Source organism: Caballeronia sp. GAWG2-1, assembly GCF_023631405.1.
Taxonomy (GTDB): Bacteria; Pseudomonadota; Gammaproteobacteria; order Burkholderiales; family Burkholderiaceae; genus Caballeronia.
Map to the genome: position 1 here is coordinate 18,949 of NZ_JALQDD010000022.1, position 15,243 is coordinate 34,191.

18 protein-coding genes are annotated in these 15,243 nt (G+C 61.0%); 10 read left to right on the forward strand and 8 right to left on the reverse strand.

Features of this window, described 5'->3' with window-relative positions:
- The first annotated feature begins 5 nt into the window (after window positions 1-5).
- From fliI to NCR98_RS13085, 3 genes are all read left to right on the forward strand, one after another.
- Window positions 6-1,520, forward strand: coding sequence for a flagellar protein export ATPase FliI (gene fliI / locus NCR98_RS13075; RefSeq protein WP_250526444.1), 1,515 nt, complete (start codon window positions 6-8; stop codon window positions 1,518-1,520).
- A 70-nt stretch (window positions 1,521-1,590) separates the two neighbouring features.
- On the forward strand, window positions 1,591-2,040 hold the full coding sequence (fliJ, locus tag NCR98_RS13080; protein ID WP_244826537.1) for a flagellar export protein FliJ: 450 nt from the start codon (window positions 1,591-1,593) through the stop codon (window positions 2,038-2,040).
- A 31-nt stretch (window positions 2,041-2,071) separates the two neighbouring features.
- On the forward strand, window positions 2,072-3,514 hold the full coding sequence (locus tag NCR98_RS13085) for a flagellar hook-length control protein FliK (RefSeq protein ID WP_250526373.1): 1,443 nt from the start codon (window positions 2,072-2,074) through the stop codon (window positions 3,512-3,514).
- Between the two features lie 56 nt (window positions 3,515-3,570).
- Here the strand turns inward: NCR98_RS13085 and NCR98_RS13090 are convergent, their stop codons facing one another.
- The 3 genes from NCR98_RS13090 to NCR98_RS13100 are packed head-to-tail and all read right to left on the reverse strand — an operon-like array spanning window position 3,571 to window position 5,356.
- The gene (locus NCR98_RS13090; RefSeq protein WP_250526374.1) at window positions 3,571-3,957 is read right to left on the reverse strand and encodes a DUF7079 family protein; all 387 of its coding nucleotides are present in this window, start codon (window positions 3,955-3,957) and stop codon (window positions 3,571-3,573) included.
- Window positions 3,942-4,742: a hypothetical protein gene (locus NCR98_RS13095; RefSeq protein WP_250526375.1), complete on the reverse strand. Its 801-nt coding sequence runs from the start codon at window positions 4,740-4,742 to the stop codon at window positions 3,942-3,944. Before NCR98_RS13095 ends, NCR98_RS13090 begins: the two co-directional genes overlap by 16 nt.
- Window positions 4,742-5,356, reverse strand: coding sequence for a PAAR domain-containing protein (locus NCR98_RS13100; protein WP_250526376.1), 615 nt, complete (start codon window positions 5,354-5,356; stop codon window positions 4,742-4,744). The genes NCR98_RS13095 and NCR98_RS13100 overlap by 1 nt, the downstream gene beginning before the upstream one ends.
- Before the next feature lie 424 nt (window positions 5,357-5,780).
- On the opposite strand from NCR98_RS13100, the gene fliL reads away from it, so the two are divergent.
- Genes fliL through fliR form a run of 7 tightly spaced genes read left to right on the forward strand, consistent with a single transcriptional unit; the run spans window position 5,781 to window position 10,132 of the window.
- The gene (fliL, locus tag NCR98_RS13105) at window positions 5,781-6,272 is read left to right on the forward strand and encodes a flagellar basal body-associated protein FliL (protein ID WP_244826542.1); all 492 of its coding nucleotides are present in this window, start codon (window positions 5,781-5,783) and stop codon (window positions 6,270-6,272) included.
- Window positions 6,273-6,308: 36 nt separating this feature from the next.
- Window positions 6,309-7,307 (forward strand): flagellar motor switch protein FliM, encoded by a 999-nt coding sequence (gene fliM, locus NCR98_RS13110; protein WP_244826543.1) that lies wholly within the window; start codon window positions 6,309-6,311, stop codon window positions 7,305-7,307.
- Between the two features lie 46 nt (window positions 7,308-7,353).
- Window positions 7,354-7,746 (forward strand): flagellar motor switch protein FliN, encoded by a 393-nt coding sequence (gene fliN, locus NCR98_RS13115; protein WP_244828135.1) that lies wholly within the window; start codon window positions 7,354-7,356, stop codon window positions 7,744-7,746.
- Window positions 7,743-8,258 carry a flagellar biosynthetic protein FliO gene (gene fliO, locus NCR98_RS13120; protein WP_250526377.1) on the forward strand — a complete coding sequence of 172 codons (516 nt, stop codon included), beginning with the start codon at window positions 7,743-7,745 and terminating at the stop codon, window positions 8,256-8,258. The genes fliN and fliO overlap by 4 nt, the downstream gene beginning before the upstream one ends.
- Entirely contained in the window at window positions 8,258-9,028 is a 771-nt protein-coding gene (gene fliP / locus NCR98_RS13125; protein ID WP_244826545.1) for a flagellar type III secretion system pore protein FliP, read from the forward strand. The genes fliO and fliP overlap by 1 nt, the downstream gene beginning before the upstream one ends.
- 28 nt (window positions 9,029-9,056) lie before the next feature.
- Window positions 9,057-9,326 (forward strand): flagellar biosynthesis protein FliQ, encoded by a 270-nt coding sequence (fliQ, locus tag NCR98_RS13130; protein ID WP_244826546.1) that lies wholly within the window; start codon window positions 9,057-9,059, stop codon window positions 9,324-9,326.
- 8 nt (window positions 9,327-9,334) lie between these two features.
- Window positions 9,335-10,132: a flagellar biosynthetic protein FliR gene (gene fliR, locus NCR98_RS13135; RefSeq protein WP_250526378.1), complete on the forward strand. Its 798-nt coding sequence runs from the start codon at window positions 9,335-9,337 to the stop codon at window positions 10,130-10,132.
- Between the two features lie 23 nt (window positions 10,133-10,155).
- Here the strand turns inward: fliR and NCR98_RS13140 are convergent, their stop codons facing one another.
- The 5 genes from NCR98_RS13140 to NCR98_RS13160 form a co-directional block, all read right to left on the reverse strand.
- Complete coding sequence (locus NCR98_RS13140; RefSeq protein ID WP_250526379.1) at window positions 10,156-10,338, reverse strand: hypothetical protein; 183 nt, start codon at window positions 10,336-10,338, stop codon at window positions 10,156-10,158.
- A complete protein-coding gene (locus NCR98_RS13145; RefSeq protein WP_250526380.1) occupies window positions 10,335-10,577 on the reverse strand; it encodes a hypothetical protein in 243 nt (80 codons plus the stop codon). The genes NCR98_RS13140 and NCR98_RS13145 overlap by 4 nt, the downstream gene beginning before the upstream one ends.
- A 246-nt stretch (window positions 10,578-10,823) precedes the next feature.
- Window positions 10,824-12,059: a flagellar hook-associated protein FlgL gene (gene flgL, locus NCR98_RS13150; protein WP_244826549.1), complete on the reverse strand. Its 1,236-nt coding sequence runs from the start codon at window positions 12,057-12,059 to the stop codon at window positions 10,824-10,826.
- An 11-nt stretch (window positions 12,060-12,070) separates the two neighbouring features.
- Window positions 12,071-13,996 carry a flagellar hook-associated protein FlgK gene (flgK, locus tag NCR98_RS13155; RefSeq protein ID WP_250526381.1) on the reverse strand — a complete coding sequence of 642 codons (1,926 nt, stop codon included), beginning with the start codon at window positions 13,994-13,996 and terminating at the stop codon, window positions 12,071-12,073.
- A gap of 352 nt (window positions 13,997-14,348) precedes the next feature.
- Window positions 14,349-15,101, reverse strand: a complete 753-nt coding sequence (locus NCR98_RS13160) for a flagellar brake protein (protein ID WP_244826551.1) — start codon at window positions 15,099-15,101, stop codon at window positions 14,349-14,351.
- Window positions 15,102-15,243: the final 142 nt, after the last annotated feature.

The window sequence follows — 15,243 nt, forward strand, 5'->3', positions numbered from 1 at the left end:
GCGCAATGACGCATCGCATCACGCAGGACGGACTGAGCGAGCTGGAGCAGGAAATCGCGCGCGCGTCGTTCGGGCCGGAGGCTGTCGTCGAGGAAGAATCGCCGGAGGAACTCGCTGCGCGGACCATCGCGGAACTCGCGAACATGGCGGGCAATCCGCATATCGACGCCTGGCGCGACAAGCTCGACGCCCTCAAGGCGCGTACCGCGATCGCCAAGCCGCTGCGTCCGTGCGGACGTCTCACGCGCGCCGCCGGCCTCGTGCTCGAAGCGGTCGGCCTGAAGATGGGCGTCGGTTCCGAATGCATGATCGAACTGCCGCCGGGCAGCGCCATTCCGACCGCCGAAGCCGAAGTCGTCGGCTTCGCGGGCGACAGACTCTTCTTGATGCCGACCACGGAAATGGCCGGCCTCTTGCCCGGCGCGCGCGTGTATCCGCTGGAAAGCGCGCCGATCAACGATCCGATGGCAGGCGCAAAACGTCTGCCAGTCGGCTGGGAGATGCTCGGCCGCGTGGTCGATGCATCCGGCCGTCCGCTCGACGGACTCGGCCCGCTCGGCGCAAAAGTCGATGCGCCGTTGTCATCGCCGGTCATCAACCCGCTGAATCGCGAGCCGATTCACAAAGTGCTGGACGTCGGCGTGCGCGCAATCAATTCGCTGCTGACGGTTGGACGCGGCCAGCGCATGGGCCTGTTCGCGGGTTCGGGCGTCGGTAAATCGGTGCTGCTCGGCACGATGGCGCGCTACACGAGCGCGGAAGTGATCGTGATCGGACTGATCGGCGAACGCGGCCGCGAAGTGAAGGAATTCATCGAACAGATTCTGGGCGAAGACGGTCTCGCGCGTTCGGTCGTCGTGGCCGCGCCGGCCGACGTTTCGCCGGTGCTGCGCATGCAGGGCGCGACTTACGCGACTTCGCTGGCCGAATATTTCCGCGATCAGGGCAAGCATGTGTTGCTGCTCATGGATTCGCTGACGCGTTACGCGATGGCGCAGCGCGAGATCGCACTTGCGATTGGCGAGCCGCCCGCGACCAAGGGTTATCCGCCGTCGGTGTTCGCCAAGCTGCCCGCGCTCGTCGAGCGTACCGGCAATGGCCCGGAAGGCGGCGGTTCGATCACCGCGTTCTACACCGTGCTCACCGAAGGCGACGACCAGCAAGATCCGATCGCCGATTCGGCCCGCGCCATTCTCGACGGCCATATCGTGCTGAACCGCTCGCTCGCCGAGGCGGGGCATTATCCGGCTATCGATATCGAACAGTCGATCAGCCGCGCGATGACCGCGCTCATCGACGACAAGCATCTCGAACACGTGCGCCTTTTCAAGCAGATGCTTTCGCGTTATCAGCGCAATCGCGATCTGATCAACGTGGGCGCGTATTCCAGCGGCCGCGATGCCCTGCTCGACCGGGCCATCGCGCTTTATCCGCGAATGGAGTCGTTTTTACAGCAAGGCTTTCGCGAGCAGGCGAATTTCGAACCGAGTCTTGATTTATTGCATCAACTTTTCAACTAGTATTTGCAGCCGCACCTATATTTGTCATAAGTTATTAAAAAACCGCGCGACCACAGAGACCAACTCGTCCATGTCAAAGAATCTGCCGATCAACACCCTGATCGAACTCGCTCAGGAAGAACTCGACGCCGCGACCAAGAAGCTGGGCAAGCTTCAGCAGGAGCGCAACGAAATCGAGGGGCAACTCAATTCGCTCGTGACGTATCGCGACGAATATCACGCGCGTTTCACGGCGTCGGCGCAGCAAGGCACGACGGCGCAGACGCTGCGTAACTTCCAGGCGTTCGTCGACACGCTGGACTCGGCGATTGCGCAACAGCGCACGTTGCTCGTGATGGCCGACCAGCGCATCGAGGCGGCGAAGCCGGAATGGCGTCTCAAGAAGCAGAAGGTCGGCAGCTACGAGGTGCTCGCGGCGCGCGGCGAGGCGTTGCTCGCCAAGAAGGCGGCGCGCGTGGAACAGCGCGAATCGGACGAGCACGCGGCCAAGGTGCTGCGCATGCGCGCCGAACGCGCCTGAATTCAACTACCGGACTTTTTCGAGGTAACGCATGTCCTCCGTTTCTTCCATCGGCGCGCAGTCGGGCGTTTCGTCATCTTCAGCTGCCAAAAAGCGTGCAGCGGACGCAGGCGCGTCGTTCGGCCTGACGCTGCAGAGCATGACCGACAAGGCCAATGCCGACGCACAGGCAGCCAAGGCGCTGGCGGCGTCGTCCTTGTCTTCGTCCACTGCGGCCAAGTCGAGCGTGCATGACGTGCCGAAGTCCGACGACACCGCGAGCGCCAGCAAGTCGGACGACGCGAGCGACGTGAAGAAGAGCGATAGCGCGCCAGACACGCAGGCGTCGTCGTCGGCCGACAAGAGCGGCAAGACGGATTCGACGAAGGAGGCATCGAAGCCTTCGGGCAAGACCGAAACGGCGGATGCGTCCAAGCGTGCCGCCCCGGCAAAGCCCGCGAAAGCGACGGATGCCGCCGATGCGGCCGAGCGCGCGGACGCCGCCGAAGCTGCGAATACCACCGTGTCCGACGTAACCGATGCGGCCGCGACGGCGGTTGCATCGACGGATGACGACAAGACCGCGACCGGCGACACGCACAAGAGCGGCGACGCCAAGTCCGCGCAAGATGCGCTGCAGGCCGCGCTCGCCGCGATGAACAACGTGCCGGCGAATGCCGTGCCGATGAACGCGGCGGCATCGGCGCATGCGGGCGCGGGCGTGGCCACGGGCGCTGGAAAAAGCGACGAGGCGTCGGGTGGCATGGTCGGCGAAGGATCGAAGGGTAATCGCTCGGGCGGCCTGCTCAACGCGCTCGCCGGCGATGCCGGGGACAACGCGGCGCCGGCCACGACCGCGGCACTGGCAAGCGATGCGGCAGCGGTTCAGGCCGCGCTGACCCCGCAAGCCGATGCGGGCAGCGCGGCGTACAAAGCCATCTCGCAGCAAGCCGATGCAGCGGCGCGCGCGGTGGCGATGCAATCGGCATCGGCGGGATCGGCGGTATCGAGTGCGCAGGGCGAGATGACGGCGGCGACCAGCGCGGCGATTGCGCCTCACGTGGGCGCTGGCGGCTGGGACGATGCGTTCAGCCAGAAAGTCGTTTTCCTCTCGAATTCGCAGCAACAGAGTGCGGAGTTGACGCTCAATCCGAAGGATCTCGGCCCGTTGCAGGTCACTCTGCAGGTTTCCGAGAATCACGCGCACGCGCTCTTCGTGTCGCAGCATGCGCAGGTGCGCGAAGCGGTCGAAGCCGCGATGCCGAAGCTGCGCGAGGCGATGGAAGCCAACGGTATCAGCCTAGGCTCCACCAGCGTTTCGGATGGATTCGCGCGCCAGTCGTCGCAACAGGACCGCGGCGAGGGCCGCTCGTCGTCGGGCAACGGACGCGGCGTGGGCGGTGTTGGCGGCGTCGGCGGTAGCGATTCGGGCGTGGCAAGCACGGTGACGATGCCGGTGCGGCGCACGGTCGGGTTGGTGGATACGTTTGCTTGATGGCCGTGGTGCAATCGATTCGGCTTCTTGAGACGAGCCGATTGCAATCACATTGATCAAGCACAGGTTGCGCGTCCTCGCTGACGCGTGATCGCTCTCTCGACTTCCTGCCAAATTCCGTTGAGTGTCACCCGAAGATACAGAACGCTGAGTTCGTGTCGCAAACGGAAGAAAGCAGACGCGTCGCGTTTCAAGAGGAGTCTCCTGACTTCATCGATCACCGTTTGATCATCGAATGAAAGCCAGATCGGCGGCGCTGCAGTTAAGGCGTTCGGACCGCACACTGGAGCAACCTCCCGAAAGAAAATCTTTTTGAGTTCTTTCAATGGATAGACACATATTTTCGATGCTTGGTAGTCGTAGTCGATTCTGTTATCGACGAAGAATTCTGCCATCGTCGTCCAAATGCGCTCCCTTGCCTGCTGGTCTATCTGATGCCCCACGTGCGGAATTCCTCCAATTCGTCGAGATAAGCGTCCTGAGCGGTTTGAGTTACGACAGAACCGAGAGTTGAACCGATCAAGACCACACCGAGAGCACATATTGGGGCTCCCGGTCCGCAGATTGATCCTACGGCAAGACCCGCAAGCGCACCGCCGATCAACCCGCCTTCAATGGACGCAATTTGGCGTTCAGCTTCGCTTATCTTGTCTCTGGCGTTCAAAATCTCATATCCGGCGAGCACTCCTGTTATCAAGAGGCCGACCTTGCCCATCAATCTCATTCGGGCCGTTTTTGCGTTGACCTTGGCGTTACTCCTTCCCGCCGATTCGATTATCGAGAAGTAAGCGCGGTCTTTTTCAGACTCGGTCAATGCATGAAACGGCTTGGAAAAGTTTTTAACCGAGTACTTGTCGAGAAGCTTTTCAAGACCAAGCCCTTCTGCCTTATATGCCTGTGCTTTTGCCAAACTCGTGGGCGAAGTGGCCGTCCTCGCCTCTTCCATGATGCGATTGCGCATGTCCTGGCAGAAGGCCGCACCCTCTGCAGCGGTCATGCGTCCAGCGTTGACTTCGGTTTGAACGTTCTCGCTCATTCGCTCGATGCCAGCGGCATAACGCGCTCGCACGCTCGCGTCGCTGATAACGCTTTGGGAGAAATACGCTCCAGCGCCTTCGAGAGCGGCGCGCGCATCGGCCAGAATCCGGGAATCAATCTGGTGATCTTTGTTCGCCGCGAAAGAACCTCTGATGGTACTGCCGCTTACTGGCGCTCTTGTGTCTGGCATTAAGCTCGAATAATCGATAAAAGTGCTTGAGATACGGTCGCTTCCTCACTGGGAGAAACGCTTACCGCGATCTCGATATGTGTGCATGCGCTGGTGTTCGATCTAGCGAACCGGATGTTGTTGCCGCCGCCGATACTGCCTCGCTCGCTGGACCCGTCCGCGAAGCGTGCGACGCATGACATGCCCTCGTAGCTTTCCGGCTCGCGCAGAGTGAAGCTGATCCAGTGGTCTGCATCAGGAGGTACCGGCGGCTCTGCCGAAGCATTGCTCGACGAGAAGCGCGTGATGGGCGCGTGATCGAATATCCGGCATCGTCTTCCGTGAGCCGGATAGATGATCGGAGACGTCGAGCACTGGCAAAGAACCCGGTCGCCGCCAAGCGCCCAATCGCGTCCCCGATCTTTAGGTCTACGGCCCGGTGTTAGATGGACACCATAGGTAATTTCGCCTGTGCTCTCGCAAGCTGTGCAGAAGGCGAAGTCGCCGATCACTGCCCCGCCGCGCAGTCGACCGCTTTCGTCCGCAATGCGCCGAGTTCGCCCTTGCGCGATTACGTAGCTCCCCTCTTCGCTGGTGAGCGGGTCGCCATCCACGGCGGCGTAATAGACGGTCATTTCGCTATTGCCTTTCTTGTACGTCGGCGATGACAACACGTTTGTGTCTAACGTCGATTTGTAGATATGCGCGTTAAATGCAAGAAACGTCGTTCAGGCGAAGGCGTTATAGCCGCATCTAACCTTCCAGAAAGCGGCCTGAAACGCTTGGCGTATCGCCCGTACCGCAGTTTCACATGACCGAAGGGCCCTTGCTGAAAAATAGTGCCAAATGCTGTGCATGGGCAACTTTCTCGCGGCAATGCGTTCGCGCGCCCATTTTCAGCGTTCGCTCACGGGCCGTCGAGACCGGAATAGCAAGGCTCTGCATCCGCCAGCAAGCTGCCCTAACCCACGAGTTAGCCCCAAATCCCCCCTCTTTTCGCCCCATCGCTCAACGGCGTTATAGCCAACAATTCAACCTATCGAAAGAGGGCAAGAATTCATGGCTACCACCACTGCAAATCCGAAAGACATCGTTCCCGCGAAGAGCGGCAAGCTCAAGAAGACTCTGATCATCGCCATTGGCGCGGTCGTTCTGCTGGGTGCTGGCGCCGGCGGCGCTTACTTCATGCTCGGCAAGCAGCCTCACGGCCCCGCCAAGCCCGCACCGGTGCCGCCGCCCGTGTTCTTCCCGCTCGATTCGCTGACCGTCAACCTGCAAGCCGACGACGGCATCATGCACTACCTGCGCGTCGGTCTGTCGCTCAAGCTCGCGGACGAAAAGGCTCAGGTGCAGATCACCGAACGCATGCCTGAGATCCGCAGTCGCGTGCTGATGCTCATCTCCGGCAAGCACCCCGAAGAGATGGCGACCGTCGAAGGCAAGCGCAAGCTCGCCGACGAACTGCGCGAAGCCGTCGAGAAGGCCGCCAGCGCGCCGGATCATCCCGCCCACGTCGAAGAAGTGTTGTTCACCGAATTCGTCGTGCAGTAAGCCCGCGCACCAGATTCAAGGAAACGGAAAAGAGTCATGGGCCACGAAGAGTTCATGTCGCAGGAGGAGGTCGATGCCCTCCTCAAGGGCGTCACCGGCGAAGTCGATCAGGTTTCAGACGACAGCAAGCCCGCCGGCGTTCGTCCTTACAACATCGCGACGCAGGAACGCATTGTCCGCGGCCGGATGCCCGGCCTCGAAATCATCAACGACCGCTTCGCGCGCCTGTTGCGCGTGGGCATCTTCAACTTCATGCGGCGTTCGGCGGAAATCTCCGTCGGCCCGGTGAAGGTGCAGAAGTACAGCGAATTCACGCGCAATCTGCCGATCCCGACCAACCTCAACCTGGTCCATGTGAAGCCTCTGCGCGGCACGTCGCTGTTCGTGTTCGATCCGAACCTCGTGTTCTTCGTGGTCGACAACCTCTTCGGCGGCGACGGGCGTTTCCATACGCGCGTCGAAGGCCGCGAGTTCACGCAGACCGAGCAACGCATCATTCACAAGCTGCTCACGCTGGTATTCGAGCACTACTCCGCTTCGTGGAAGAGCGTGCGTCCGCTGCAGTTCGAATTCATGCGCTCGGAAATGCACACGCAGTTCGCGAACGTGGCGACGCCGAATGAAATCGTCATCGTGACGCAGTTCACCATCGAATTCGGTTCGACGGGCGGCACGCTGCATATCTGCATGCCCTACTCGATGATCGAGCCGATTCGCGATCAGCTCTCCTCGCCGATTCAGGGCGAAGCGCTCGAAGTGGATCGCCGCTGGGTGCGCGTGCTCTCGCAGCAAGTGCAATCGGCGGAAGTGGAACTGACGGTGGAACTCGCCGAGATCCGTTCGTCGTTTGAAAGGCTGCTCAACATGCGCAAGGGCGACGTGCTGCCGATCGACGTGCCCGAGCATGTCGTCGCCAAGGTGGACGGCGTGCCGGTGATGGAATGCGGCTACGGAATTTTCAATGGTCAATACGCGCTGCGCGTGCAGAAAATGGTCAGCGCGTCGGACAACATGAAGGAAGGTGGATATGAGTGATCTCTTGCAGGAAGGCACACTGCCCGGCTCGACCGGCGTGGGCGACATGAAGGCGGAAGAGTTGTCGATGGACGACTGGGCGAGCGCGCTCGCCGAGCAGAACGGCAACGAAACGCCTGCCGTGGCCAGCGCGGGCGTGTTCCAGCCCTTGTCGAAAGCCGCGGCGCCTTCGACGCGCAACGACATCGACATGATTCTCGACATCCCCGTGCAGATGACGGTGGAACTCGGCCGCACGAAGATCGCGATTCGCAACCTGCTGCAGCTCGCGCAGGGTTCGGTCGTGGAACTCGACGGCATGGCGGGCGAGCCAATGGACGTGCTCGTGAACGGTTGTCTTATCGCGCAAGGCGAAGTGGTCGTCGTGAACGACAAGTTCGGTATTCGCCTGACCGACATCATCACGCCGTCCGAACGTATCCGGAAGTTGAATCGATGAAACGCTTTGCCGCCGTCCTGATTGCCTTCGTGCCTGCGCTGTCCCGCGCAGCCGATATGAACGCCGTGAACCACGCCGCGCAGATCGCTTCGAGCGTCGGCGCGGGAAGCGCCGTGCCGTCGCTCGGTTTCGGCGCGGTGTTGCAGACGCTGTTCGGTCTCGTCATCGTGATCGGCTTCGTGTTCGGTTGCGCGTGGCTCGCTCGCAAGTTCGGCTTGCAAGGCGGCCGGAAAGGCGGCCTCGTGAAAGTAGTGGGCGGCGCGTCGCTCGGCAACAAGGAGCGCGTGGCGGTCGTCGAAATAGGCGATACCTGGCTCGTGCTCGGCGCGGGGCCCGGCAACGTGCGCTTGCTGCATACCATGCCCGCCGGATCGGCGGATGCGGACGTAAGCGGCGAACCAGCACCGTCGGCCGCGCAAACGTTGCAAGGCAGTTTTGGTCAGCGGTTTCGCGATGCCCTCGCCGGTGAAGCGAACAAGCGTCTTCAGAAGTTCGTGGGCGGGAGCAAGTAATGCAGGTCAGTCGTAACATCGTGCGCGGCGTGAAACTGGCGCTGCCGGTCGTGATCGCCTTGTTGCCGGTCGCGGCGCTCGCGCAAAGCACGGCGGGTCTTCCCGCCTTCAATACCAGCCCCGGCCCGAACGGCGGCACGACGTACTCGCTCAGCGTGCAGACGATGTTGCTGCTGACGATGCTCTCGTTCCTCCCGGCCATGGTCCTGATGATGACGAGCTTCACGCGCATCATCATCGTGCTGTCGCTCTTGCGCCAGGCGCTCGGCACGACGAGCACGCCGCCTAATCAAGTGCTCGTGGGCCTCGCGTTGTTTCTCTCGTTTTTCGTGATGTCGCCGGTGCTCGACAAAGCCTACACCGACGCATACAAGCCCTTCTCCGACGGCACCATCGCGATGGATCAGGCCATGCAGCGCGGCGTCGCGCCCTTCAAGCAGTTCATGCTGAAGCAGACGCGCGAAGCGGATCTCGCGCTGTTCGCCCGCATCTCGAAGGCCGCGCCGATGAACGGTCCGGAAGACGTGCCGCTGTCGCTGCTGGTGCCTTCGTTCGTGACGAGCGAACTGAAGACGGGGTTTCAGATCGGCTTCACCATCTTTATTCCGTTCCTCATCATCGACGTGGTGGTGGCGAGCGTCTTGATGTCGATGGGCATGATGATGGTCTCGCCCACGACCATCGCGCTGCCCTTCAAGCTCATGCTGTTCGTGCTCGTCGATGGCTGGCAGTTGCTGATCGGCTCGCTTGCGCAGAGCTTCGTTTCGTAACGTTATCGTTTCTATTGAGGTTGCTGGAATGACACCCGAATCGGTCATGACCATAGCGCATCAGGCGATGTATGTCGCGTTGCTGCTGGCTGCCCCGCTCTTGCTGGTCGCGCTCGTCGTGGGTCTGGTGGTTAGTCTCTTTCAGGCGGCCACGCAGATCAACGAATCGACGCTCTCCTTCATTCCGAAGCTGATCGCCGTGGCGGTGACGCTCGTGATCGCAGGACCGTGGATGCTCACGACCATCCTCGATTACATGCGGCACGTGTTCACCATCACGCCTGCGATCACGGGCTGATTCGTTCGATGTTCTCGGTTACTTATGCGCAACTGAACGGCTGGCTCACGGCGTTTCTGTGGCCGTTCGTGCGCATCCTCGCCTTGATGGCCACCGCGCCGGTGCTGAACCATATGGCGTTGCCCACGCGCGTGAAGATCGCGCTGGCGGCCTTCATCACGCTGATCGTCGCGCCCACCTTACCCGCCATGCCCGACGCCACGGTGTTCTCAGCGGCGGGCGTGTGGATCATCGTCAATCAGTTCCTGATTGGCGCGGCCATTGGCATGACGATGCAAATAGCCTTTGCCGCCGTCGATGCGGCTGGCGAGTTCATCGGACAGCAAATGGGCCTCGGTTTCGCGATGCTTTACGATCCGCGCGCGGGTGGCAATGCCGTGGTGGTATCGCGCTATCTCAACACGCTGGCAATGCTGGCGTTTCTCGTCTTCGACGGGCATCTGCAACTGATCGCCGCGCTGATCACGACCTTCCAGAGCGTGCCCGTCGATGTCAATGTCGTGGCGTCCGCTTCGCATGCGCAAGGTTGGCGGGTGATGGTGGGTTATGGCGCTTCGGTTTTTTCCACCGGGTTGTTGCTGTCGTTGCCGGTCGTGGCGGCGCTTCTTATCGCCAATCTCGCGCTCGGCATTCTGAATCGCGCGGCGCCGCAGATCGGCATCTTCCAGGTGGGTTTTCCGGTCACCATGCTCGTCGGCTTGTTGCTGCTTCAGTTGATGGTGCCTAATTTGATGCCGTTTTTTCAGCGGATCTTCGAGGCGGGGCTGGGACAGGTGGGAAGGATCGCGGGCTCGATGGGTTCTTGACGCGTCATTGCCCGCATCGTGGCTCACGGTGCGCGCATGCACGGCGCAACGTGCCCGACATACATGGGCCGTTCACCATACCGAACGACAGCGCCGTTACGAATAAGGAACCAGCGGCGCTTGGCTCCCGTGTAACCGCCATAGCTGTTCTTCGCGTTGATGTCCGTGCACACGAGATAACCATAAACGGCACGGTGCTCCGTCATGTTCTCGATAGCCTGATCCTTCTTGGCGTGGAGAAATCGCCATAGCGCGCCGACTCGGGGTCTTTGAGCGTCTTCGCCATGGCCGCCTTGATGATGTCCTGATAATTCGACGGATATTCACCGTAGTCAGCGTCCGGCTCCGGCAGCGTCGCGGCCCACTGTGCCCGCCCGGCGTCGAGTTGTGCCGTGTTCTTGCGGGCAGGCGGCGAATCCGAGCCGCTTCCACACGCGACAAACATGATCGGACATGTCATTGCACAGAGCACAACGAGCGCGCGATCAATCCTCATTTCCGTCACCCGTCTCACCAAGCAGTCGGTATCTCATGGCGCACGAATCTTCGACGTTGCACTTAAGTCCGGTGCGTCAATCATAGGCAATCGTTCCCGGCTTCTTCCACTGAAAAAACGAAAAAAAGAGCATCGCCAAACCGCACGATGCCCTTCTCGAAGTTCCCTTAAAAAACGAGAGGCAAAGACTCCTTATTAGCTGAGGTAGTTGAACAACGACAACTTCTGAATCTGCGAAAACGCCTGCTGTGCCGCCGTCAAGGAGTTCTGCGTGAGCTCATAAGAACTGATCGCCGAAACCAGATCGATGCTCGTCAGATTCGCAAGATCGCTGGCGGTCTGCGTCTGCGAAGTCGCCATCGACGTCTGCGTGGCCTTCACTTCCTGCTCGCGGCCACCCACCACCGTCTGCGCAGACAACACGTTCGTGTAGGTGTTGTCGAGCTTGGTCGAAGCCGTCGACAACGCGTTGGTCAACGTCGCTTCCGAGGCTGGCGTGCCCGTCGGCTGCTTGAGCGCGCTGATCAAATTGTCGAGCGTCGCGAACACATCGTTGTTGCCCGATGCCGCCGGCTGCACCGTGAAGCTGTCGCCGTTCGCGGGCGCGCCGCTGACCGTCACCTTCTGACCGCCGAACGAAATCGCCGTGCCGGCCGTGTATGCGGTCGGTGTCGTCGACAACGACGAGTCAGGCGGCGTCGCGGTCACGAGGTAGCTCGTCGAACCATCCGTCGACGATACCGAAAACGCGATCGAATACGTGCTCGCATTGTTCGCGTTGCCCGGATCCGTCGTGCTCACCTTGCTGATCGTGGCCGTGCCCGTATTGGTCGCCGATGCCGACGGTACCGCGTCGCTATCCGTGGGCGACACGCCCATGAAAATCGACGAGCCGGTGTCGCCCACGGGAATCGAGCGGCCCGAGCTGATCTGCACCGTGCGCTGGCCGGCATCGCCCGAATACGTCGTGCCTACGCCGGAAGCATTGTTCGAAAACGGCGCGGTGCCGCCCTTTAAACCCGAGAAAATGTAATTGCCTTCGCTGTCGGTCGTGTTCGCGACGCTCATCAACTGGTCGCGATAACCCTGCAGCGTATCCGCAATCGATTTGCGATCCGCGTTCGTGAGGGAGCCATCGCCCGCGCGCACGACTTGCGTCTGAATGCTTTGCAGCACGCCGCTCACGTCGCTCAAGGTCGAATCTTCCTGCTGCAACGACGAAAGCGCCGTGGTCTGATTCGCGCTGTATTGCGTGAGCGTGGCGGTCTTCATCGTGAGCTGCACGGCCTGCGCGGCACCGAGCGGGTCGTCGGAAGCGGTCAGAATGCGCTTGCCCGACGAGATCTGCTGATACATCGAGGCAAGCGAGCTCTGCTGGTCGCTCATCGAAGCGACGTTCATGTTGAAATACTGCGAACTGGATATACGCATCGCTAAATGCCTCAGTTAAAGATGCCAAGCAGCGTCTGAAACAGCGTCGAAGCCGTCTGAATCACTTTGCTGTTCGCCTGATAAAGCTGCTGATACTGCATGAGGTTCGCCGCTTCCTCGTTCAGGTTCACGCCCTGCACGGACTGTTGCGCCGATGTCGCCTGACTGAGCAGCGCCGTTTGGGACGAGCTCGTGCTCTTCAGCTGGTTCGTCTGGTTGCCGATCTGGTTCACGTAGTTCGCATAGGAATTCGTGAGCGTGTCGGTGCCGTTCATCGATTTGGTCGACACCAGGTTCGACATGGTGAGCGCGTTGCTGCCGTCGCTCGTGCCGCCCGTGTTCGGATTGATGTTGAACACGTCCGTATTGGCCGGCTTGCCGCTGATCGTCGCGCTGATGCCGTTCGACGTGACAGTGAGCCCCTTCGACGAATCGTAGGGAATGGTCGTGTTGGCCGGGTAATTCGTGGTGCCCACGGTCACCACGACATTCGACGTGAAGCCGCCCGCCGTCGAGTTGTACGTGAGTGCGATAGCCGAAGGCGTGCTGTAACCCGCCGCGACCGTCGCCGAGGAAATCGTGGCCGTACCGGTGTTCGCGGTCGCCGCCGATGTCACCGCGGGCGAAGCGGCCGCGATCGCGGAGCCGTTGGTCGTCGCGAGCTGGAAGTTGTCGAGCGAGGCGCGCGTCGGCTGAATGGAGAACGAGTCGCCCGCTTGCATCGTGCCCGACGGCGTGATCTTCAGACCGTCGAACGCGTTGGGCGGCGTGAAGCTGCCGAGCGCCTTGCCGCTCTGGGTATCGGTCACGTCGAAGCCGGTGCCGTTATAGGTGACCGTGAGATCGCTGGACGTGGGCTGCGTGGCATCGGAGAACTCGGCCGTGACCGTGCCGGTGCCCTTGTTGCGCGCGTCGGCGTAGACGGTGGGCGAACCCGCCGAGAAGAGCGCGCCGCCAGCCTGGCCGTTCAGATCGAGGCCGAGCGAGTTCTGTCCGTTCAGTTGCGCGGCAAAGCTCGTCGCAATCGCGCCGAGTTGCGCTTGCGCCGGATCGAGCGTTTGCGAGCGGAAGTCCATCAGGCCGCCAACCACGCCGCCCGACAACGCGCTTGTATCGAGGTATTGCGTCTGCGCGGCGGTCGGCGTCGTGCCGTCCTTGCTCTTGAACGCGACCGTCAATTCGCTCGGGTCAGTCGGCGATGTCACCGTCTGCAATGCCGAAGCCGTGCCGCCGACGACGAGCGGCTGTCCGTTGCCGACGAAGATGTTGTAGTTGCCATCCGTTTGCACGACCTGCACGCCGACCATCGAGCTGAGACTCGCGACGGCCTGATCCCGCTGATCCATCAACTGATTGGGCTGCTGACCTTGCGCGCTGGCGACGTTGATCTGCTTGTTGAGATCAGCGATCTGTTGCGTGTAGCTGTTGATCGACGAGACCGCGCTCGTCAGTTGCGTGTTGACGCTCGAACGCAACTGGTCGTATTGCTCGCCTGCCGAATTGAGCTGATTCGCGAGCGTCTGCGCGTTGCTCATGAGCGACTGGCGCGACGACGTGCTGCTCGCCGAATTCGCCACCGACTGCATGCCCGAAAAATAGTTGCTGATGCCGGTTGCGATACCGGTGGTGGGATCGCCAACCAGGTTGTTCAGCTGCGAGATCAACGAGTAATAGGTGTTGGCGGCGCTGCTCGACGCGGTCGTGTTGTTGACCTGCGTGGTCAAATACTGGCTGTATTGACGCGTGACGGTAGTCGTCTGCACGCCGCTGCCGAGATAGCCGGAACCCGTGTACTGTCCCGACGACTCCTGAAACGAAGCCTTTTCGAGCGTATAACCGGGCGTCGCCGCATTGCTGATGTTCTGCCCGGTGACTGTCAGGCCCCATTGAGCCGCATTCAGTCCCGACAGGCCGATATTGAAGATGTTGTTGGACATGCGTTGATCCTTGTCTTGGCGGCGATGGCGTCATGCAACGCCGCCGGATAGCTGCCTTGTTTATCGGCGAAGCGCCGGGAAAGTTGAGCGTTTCGGCAAACGTTCGCGGACCGGTTCTTCAACGCGGATACCGTGGACGGTTTGCTCGACTTGAGCATTATCGGGCGCGTCGTGCAAGCGCAATTTGGCGATTTGAAGGGGGTTTTGGGGCTTATTCGGATTGGATTTCGGCGGGCGCTTTTAGCTGTATCGCGACGCGAGGGAATGCAAAAAGCCGGGAAACCTTGCAGCAGAACGGGCGGCGCTCAGAGCAGCGCCGCCGCGAGGGATGAAACCAATATGAACGGCCGCCTTACTTCGCCAGCGCGCGCCGCTTCATTTCCAGTTGCGTAATGAGCCGCTGCAGCGTGTTTTCCGCCGATCCCGGCATCGAGATGAATTTGAAGCCGAGCGTGAAGCGGCGATCGCCCTTGGCCGTCGTCGATTCCCTGTGCGACACCAGCTTGATATCCACGGTCACCTTGCCGGTGGTCGTGAAGTGCAGTTCGGCATCCTGAATCACGATGCCCATCTCCAGGTCGGCCACGCGTTCGTCCGTGGTTCGCAACGCGACGCCGCCGAGCGAAAGATCATGCACTTCGAAGCGAAAGCGCTCGCCATCCGGCAGCGAACCGCTGCAAATGTAGGGGTCGAGCACCGGCGCTTCGACGCGGAAATATTCGCGACGCTGCATGTAGTAAAGCACCGGCGGAAACTCGGCCTCGAAAGCGGGACGTCCGTCGAACACGGTCTCACGCGCGGCGCCCGTGGTGAATTCGAGTCGCACGCCGTCCGGCGCCGAACTGAAAATCAGCTTGGGCGCAGCCAGCACGTGACGATTCTGTTCCGCCATGCCGCCCCAGTCGAACGTAAAGCGATGTCCCGTAACATCGACGTCCAAAAGGCGCGTAACAATCTGCCCGTCGCCGTATTGTGCGGTCAAAAAGTCGCCGCGATGGGCAAGGTTGCGCAACGACACACCGATCTCCAGCGGATTGCGTCGTCCAAAGTCCACGATCGGCGCAATGTCGTCGTCGGCGAAGTCCTGCATGTGATTGATATTCATTGTGCTGGCCGTATTCATTGGTCGCGTACCGTCCATTTCCGCTACGCCACGTGTCGAACCGGCTCACCTTCGAACCGGCAGTTTCTTCTTAGGGATAGCGGCAAACTGCCAGCAAAGTTTAGACAGGCAGCCCCGAAAAATA

Coding starts and splice junctions, on each gene's coding strand:
- fliI (WP_250526444.1), top strand. CDS start 6: ATGACGCATCGCATCACGCAGGACGGACTGAGCGAGCTGGAGCAGGAA.
- fliJ (WP_244826537.1), top strand. CDS start 1,591: ATGTCAAAGAATCTGCCGATCAACACCCTGATCGAACTCGCTCAGGAA.
- NCR98_RS13085 (WP_250526373.1), top strand. CDS start 2,072: ATGTCCTCCGTTTCTTCCATCGGCGCGCAGTCGGGCGTTTCGTCATCT.
- NCR98_RS13095 (WP_250526375.1), bottom strand. CDS start 4,742: ATGCCAGACACAAGAGCGCCAGTAAGCGGCAGTACCATCAGAGGTTCT.
- NCR98_RS13100 (WP_250526376.1), bottom strand. CDS start 5,356: ATGACCGTCTATTACGCCGCCGTGGATGGCGACCCGCTCACCAGCGAA.
- fliL (WP_244826542.1), top strand. CDS start 5,781: ATGGCTACCACCACTGCAAATCCGAAAGACATCGTTCCCGCGAAGAGC.
- fliM (WP_244826543.1), top strand. CDS start 6,309: ATGGGCCACGAAGAGTTCATGTCGCAGGAGGAGGTCGATGCCCTCCTC.
- fliN (WP_244828135.1), top strand. CDS start 7,354: ATGAAGGCGGAAGAGTTGTCGATGGACGACTGGGCGAGCGCGCTCGCC.
- fliO (WP_250526377.1), top strand. CDS start 7,743: ATGAAACGCTTTGCCGCCGTCCTGATTGCCTTCGTGCCTGCGCTGTCC.
- fliP (WP_244826545.1), top strand. CDS start 8,258: ATGCAGGTCAGTCGTAACATCGTGCGCGGCGTGAAACTGGCGCTGCCG.
- fliQ (WP_244826546.1), top strand. CDS start 9,057: ATGACACCCGAATCGGTCATGACCATAGCGCATCAGGCGATGTATGTC.
- fliR (WP_250526378.1), top strand. CDS start 9,335: ATGTTCTCGGTTACTTATGCGCAACTGAACGGCTGGCTCACGGCGTTT.
- NCR98_RS13140 (WP_250526379.1), bottom strand. CDS start 10,338: ATGACGGAGCACCGTGCCGTTTATGGTTATCTCGTGTGCACGGACATC.
- NCR98_RS13145 (WP_250526380.1), bottom strand. CDS start 10,577: ATGTTTGTCGCGTGTGGAAGCGGCTCGGATTCGCCGCCTGCCCGCAAG.
- flgL (WP_244826549.1), bottom strand. CDS start 12,059: ATGCGTATATCCAGTTCGCAGTATTTCAACATGAACGTCGCTTCGATG.
- flgK (WP_250526381.1), bottom strand. CDS start 13,996: ATGTCCAACAACATCTTCAATATCGGCCTGTCGGGACTGAATGCGGCT.
- NCR98_RS13160 (WP_244826551.1), bottom strand. CDS start 15,101: ATGAATATCAATCACATGCAGGACTTCGCCGACGACGACATTGCGCCG.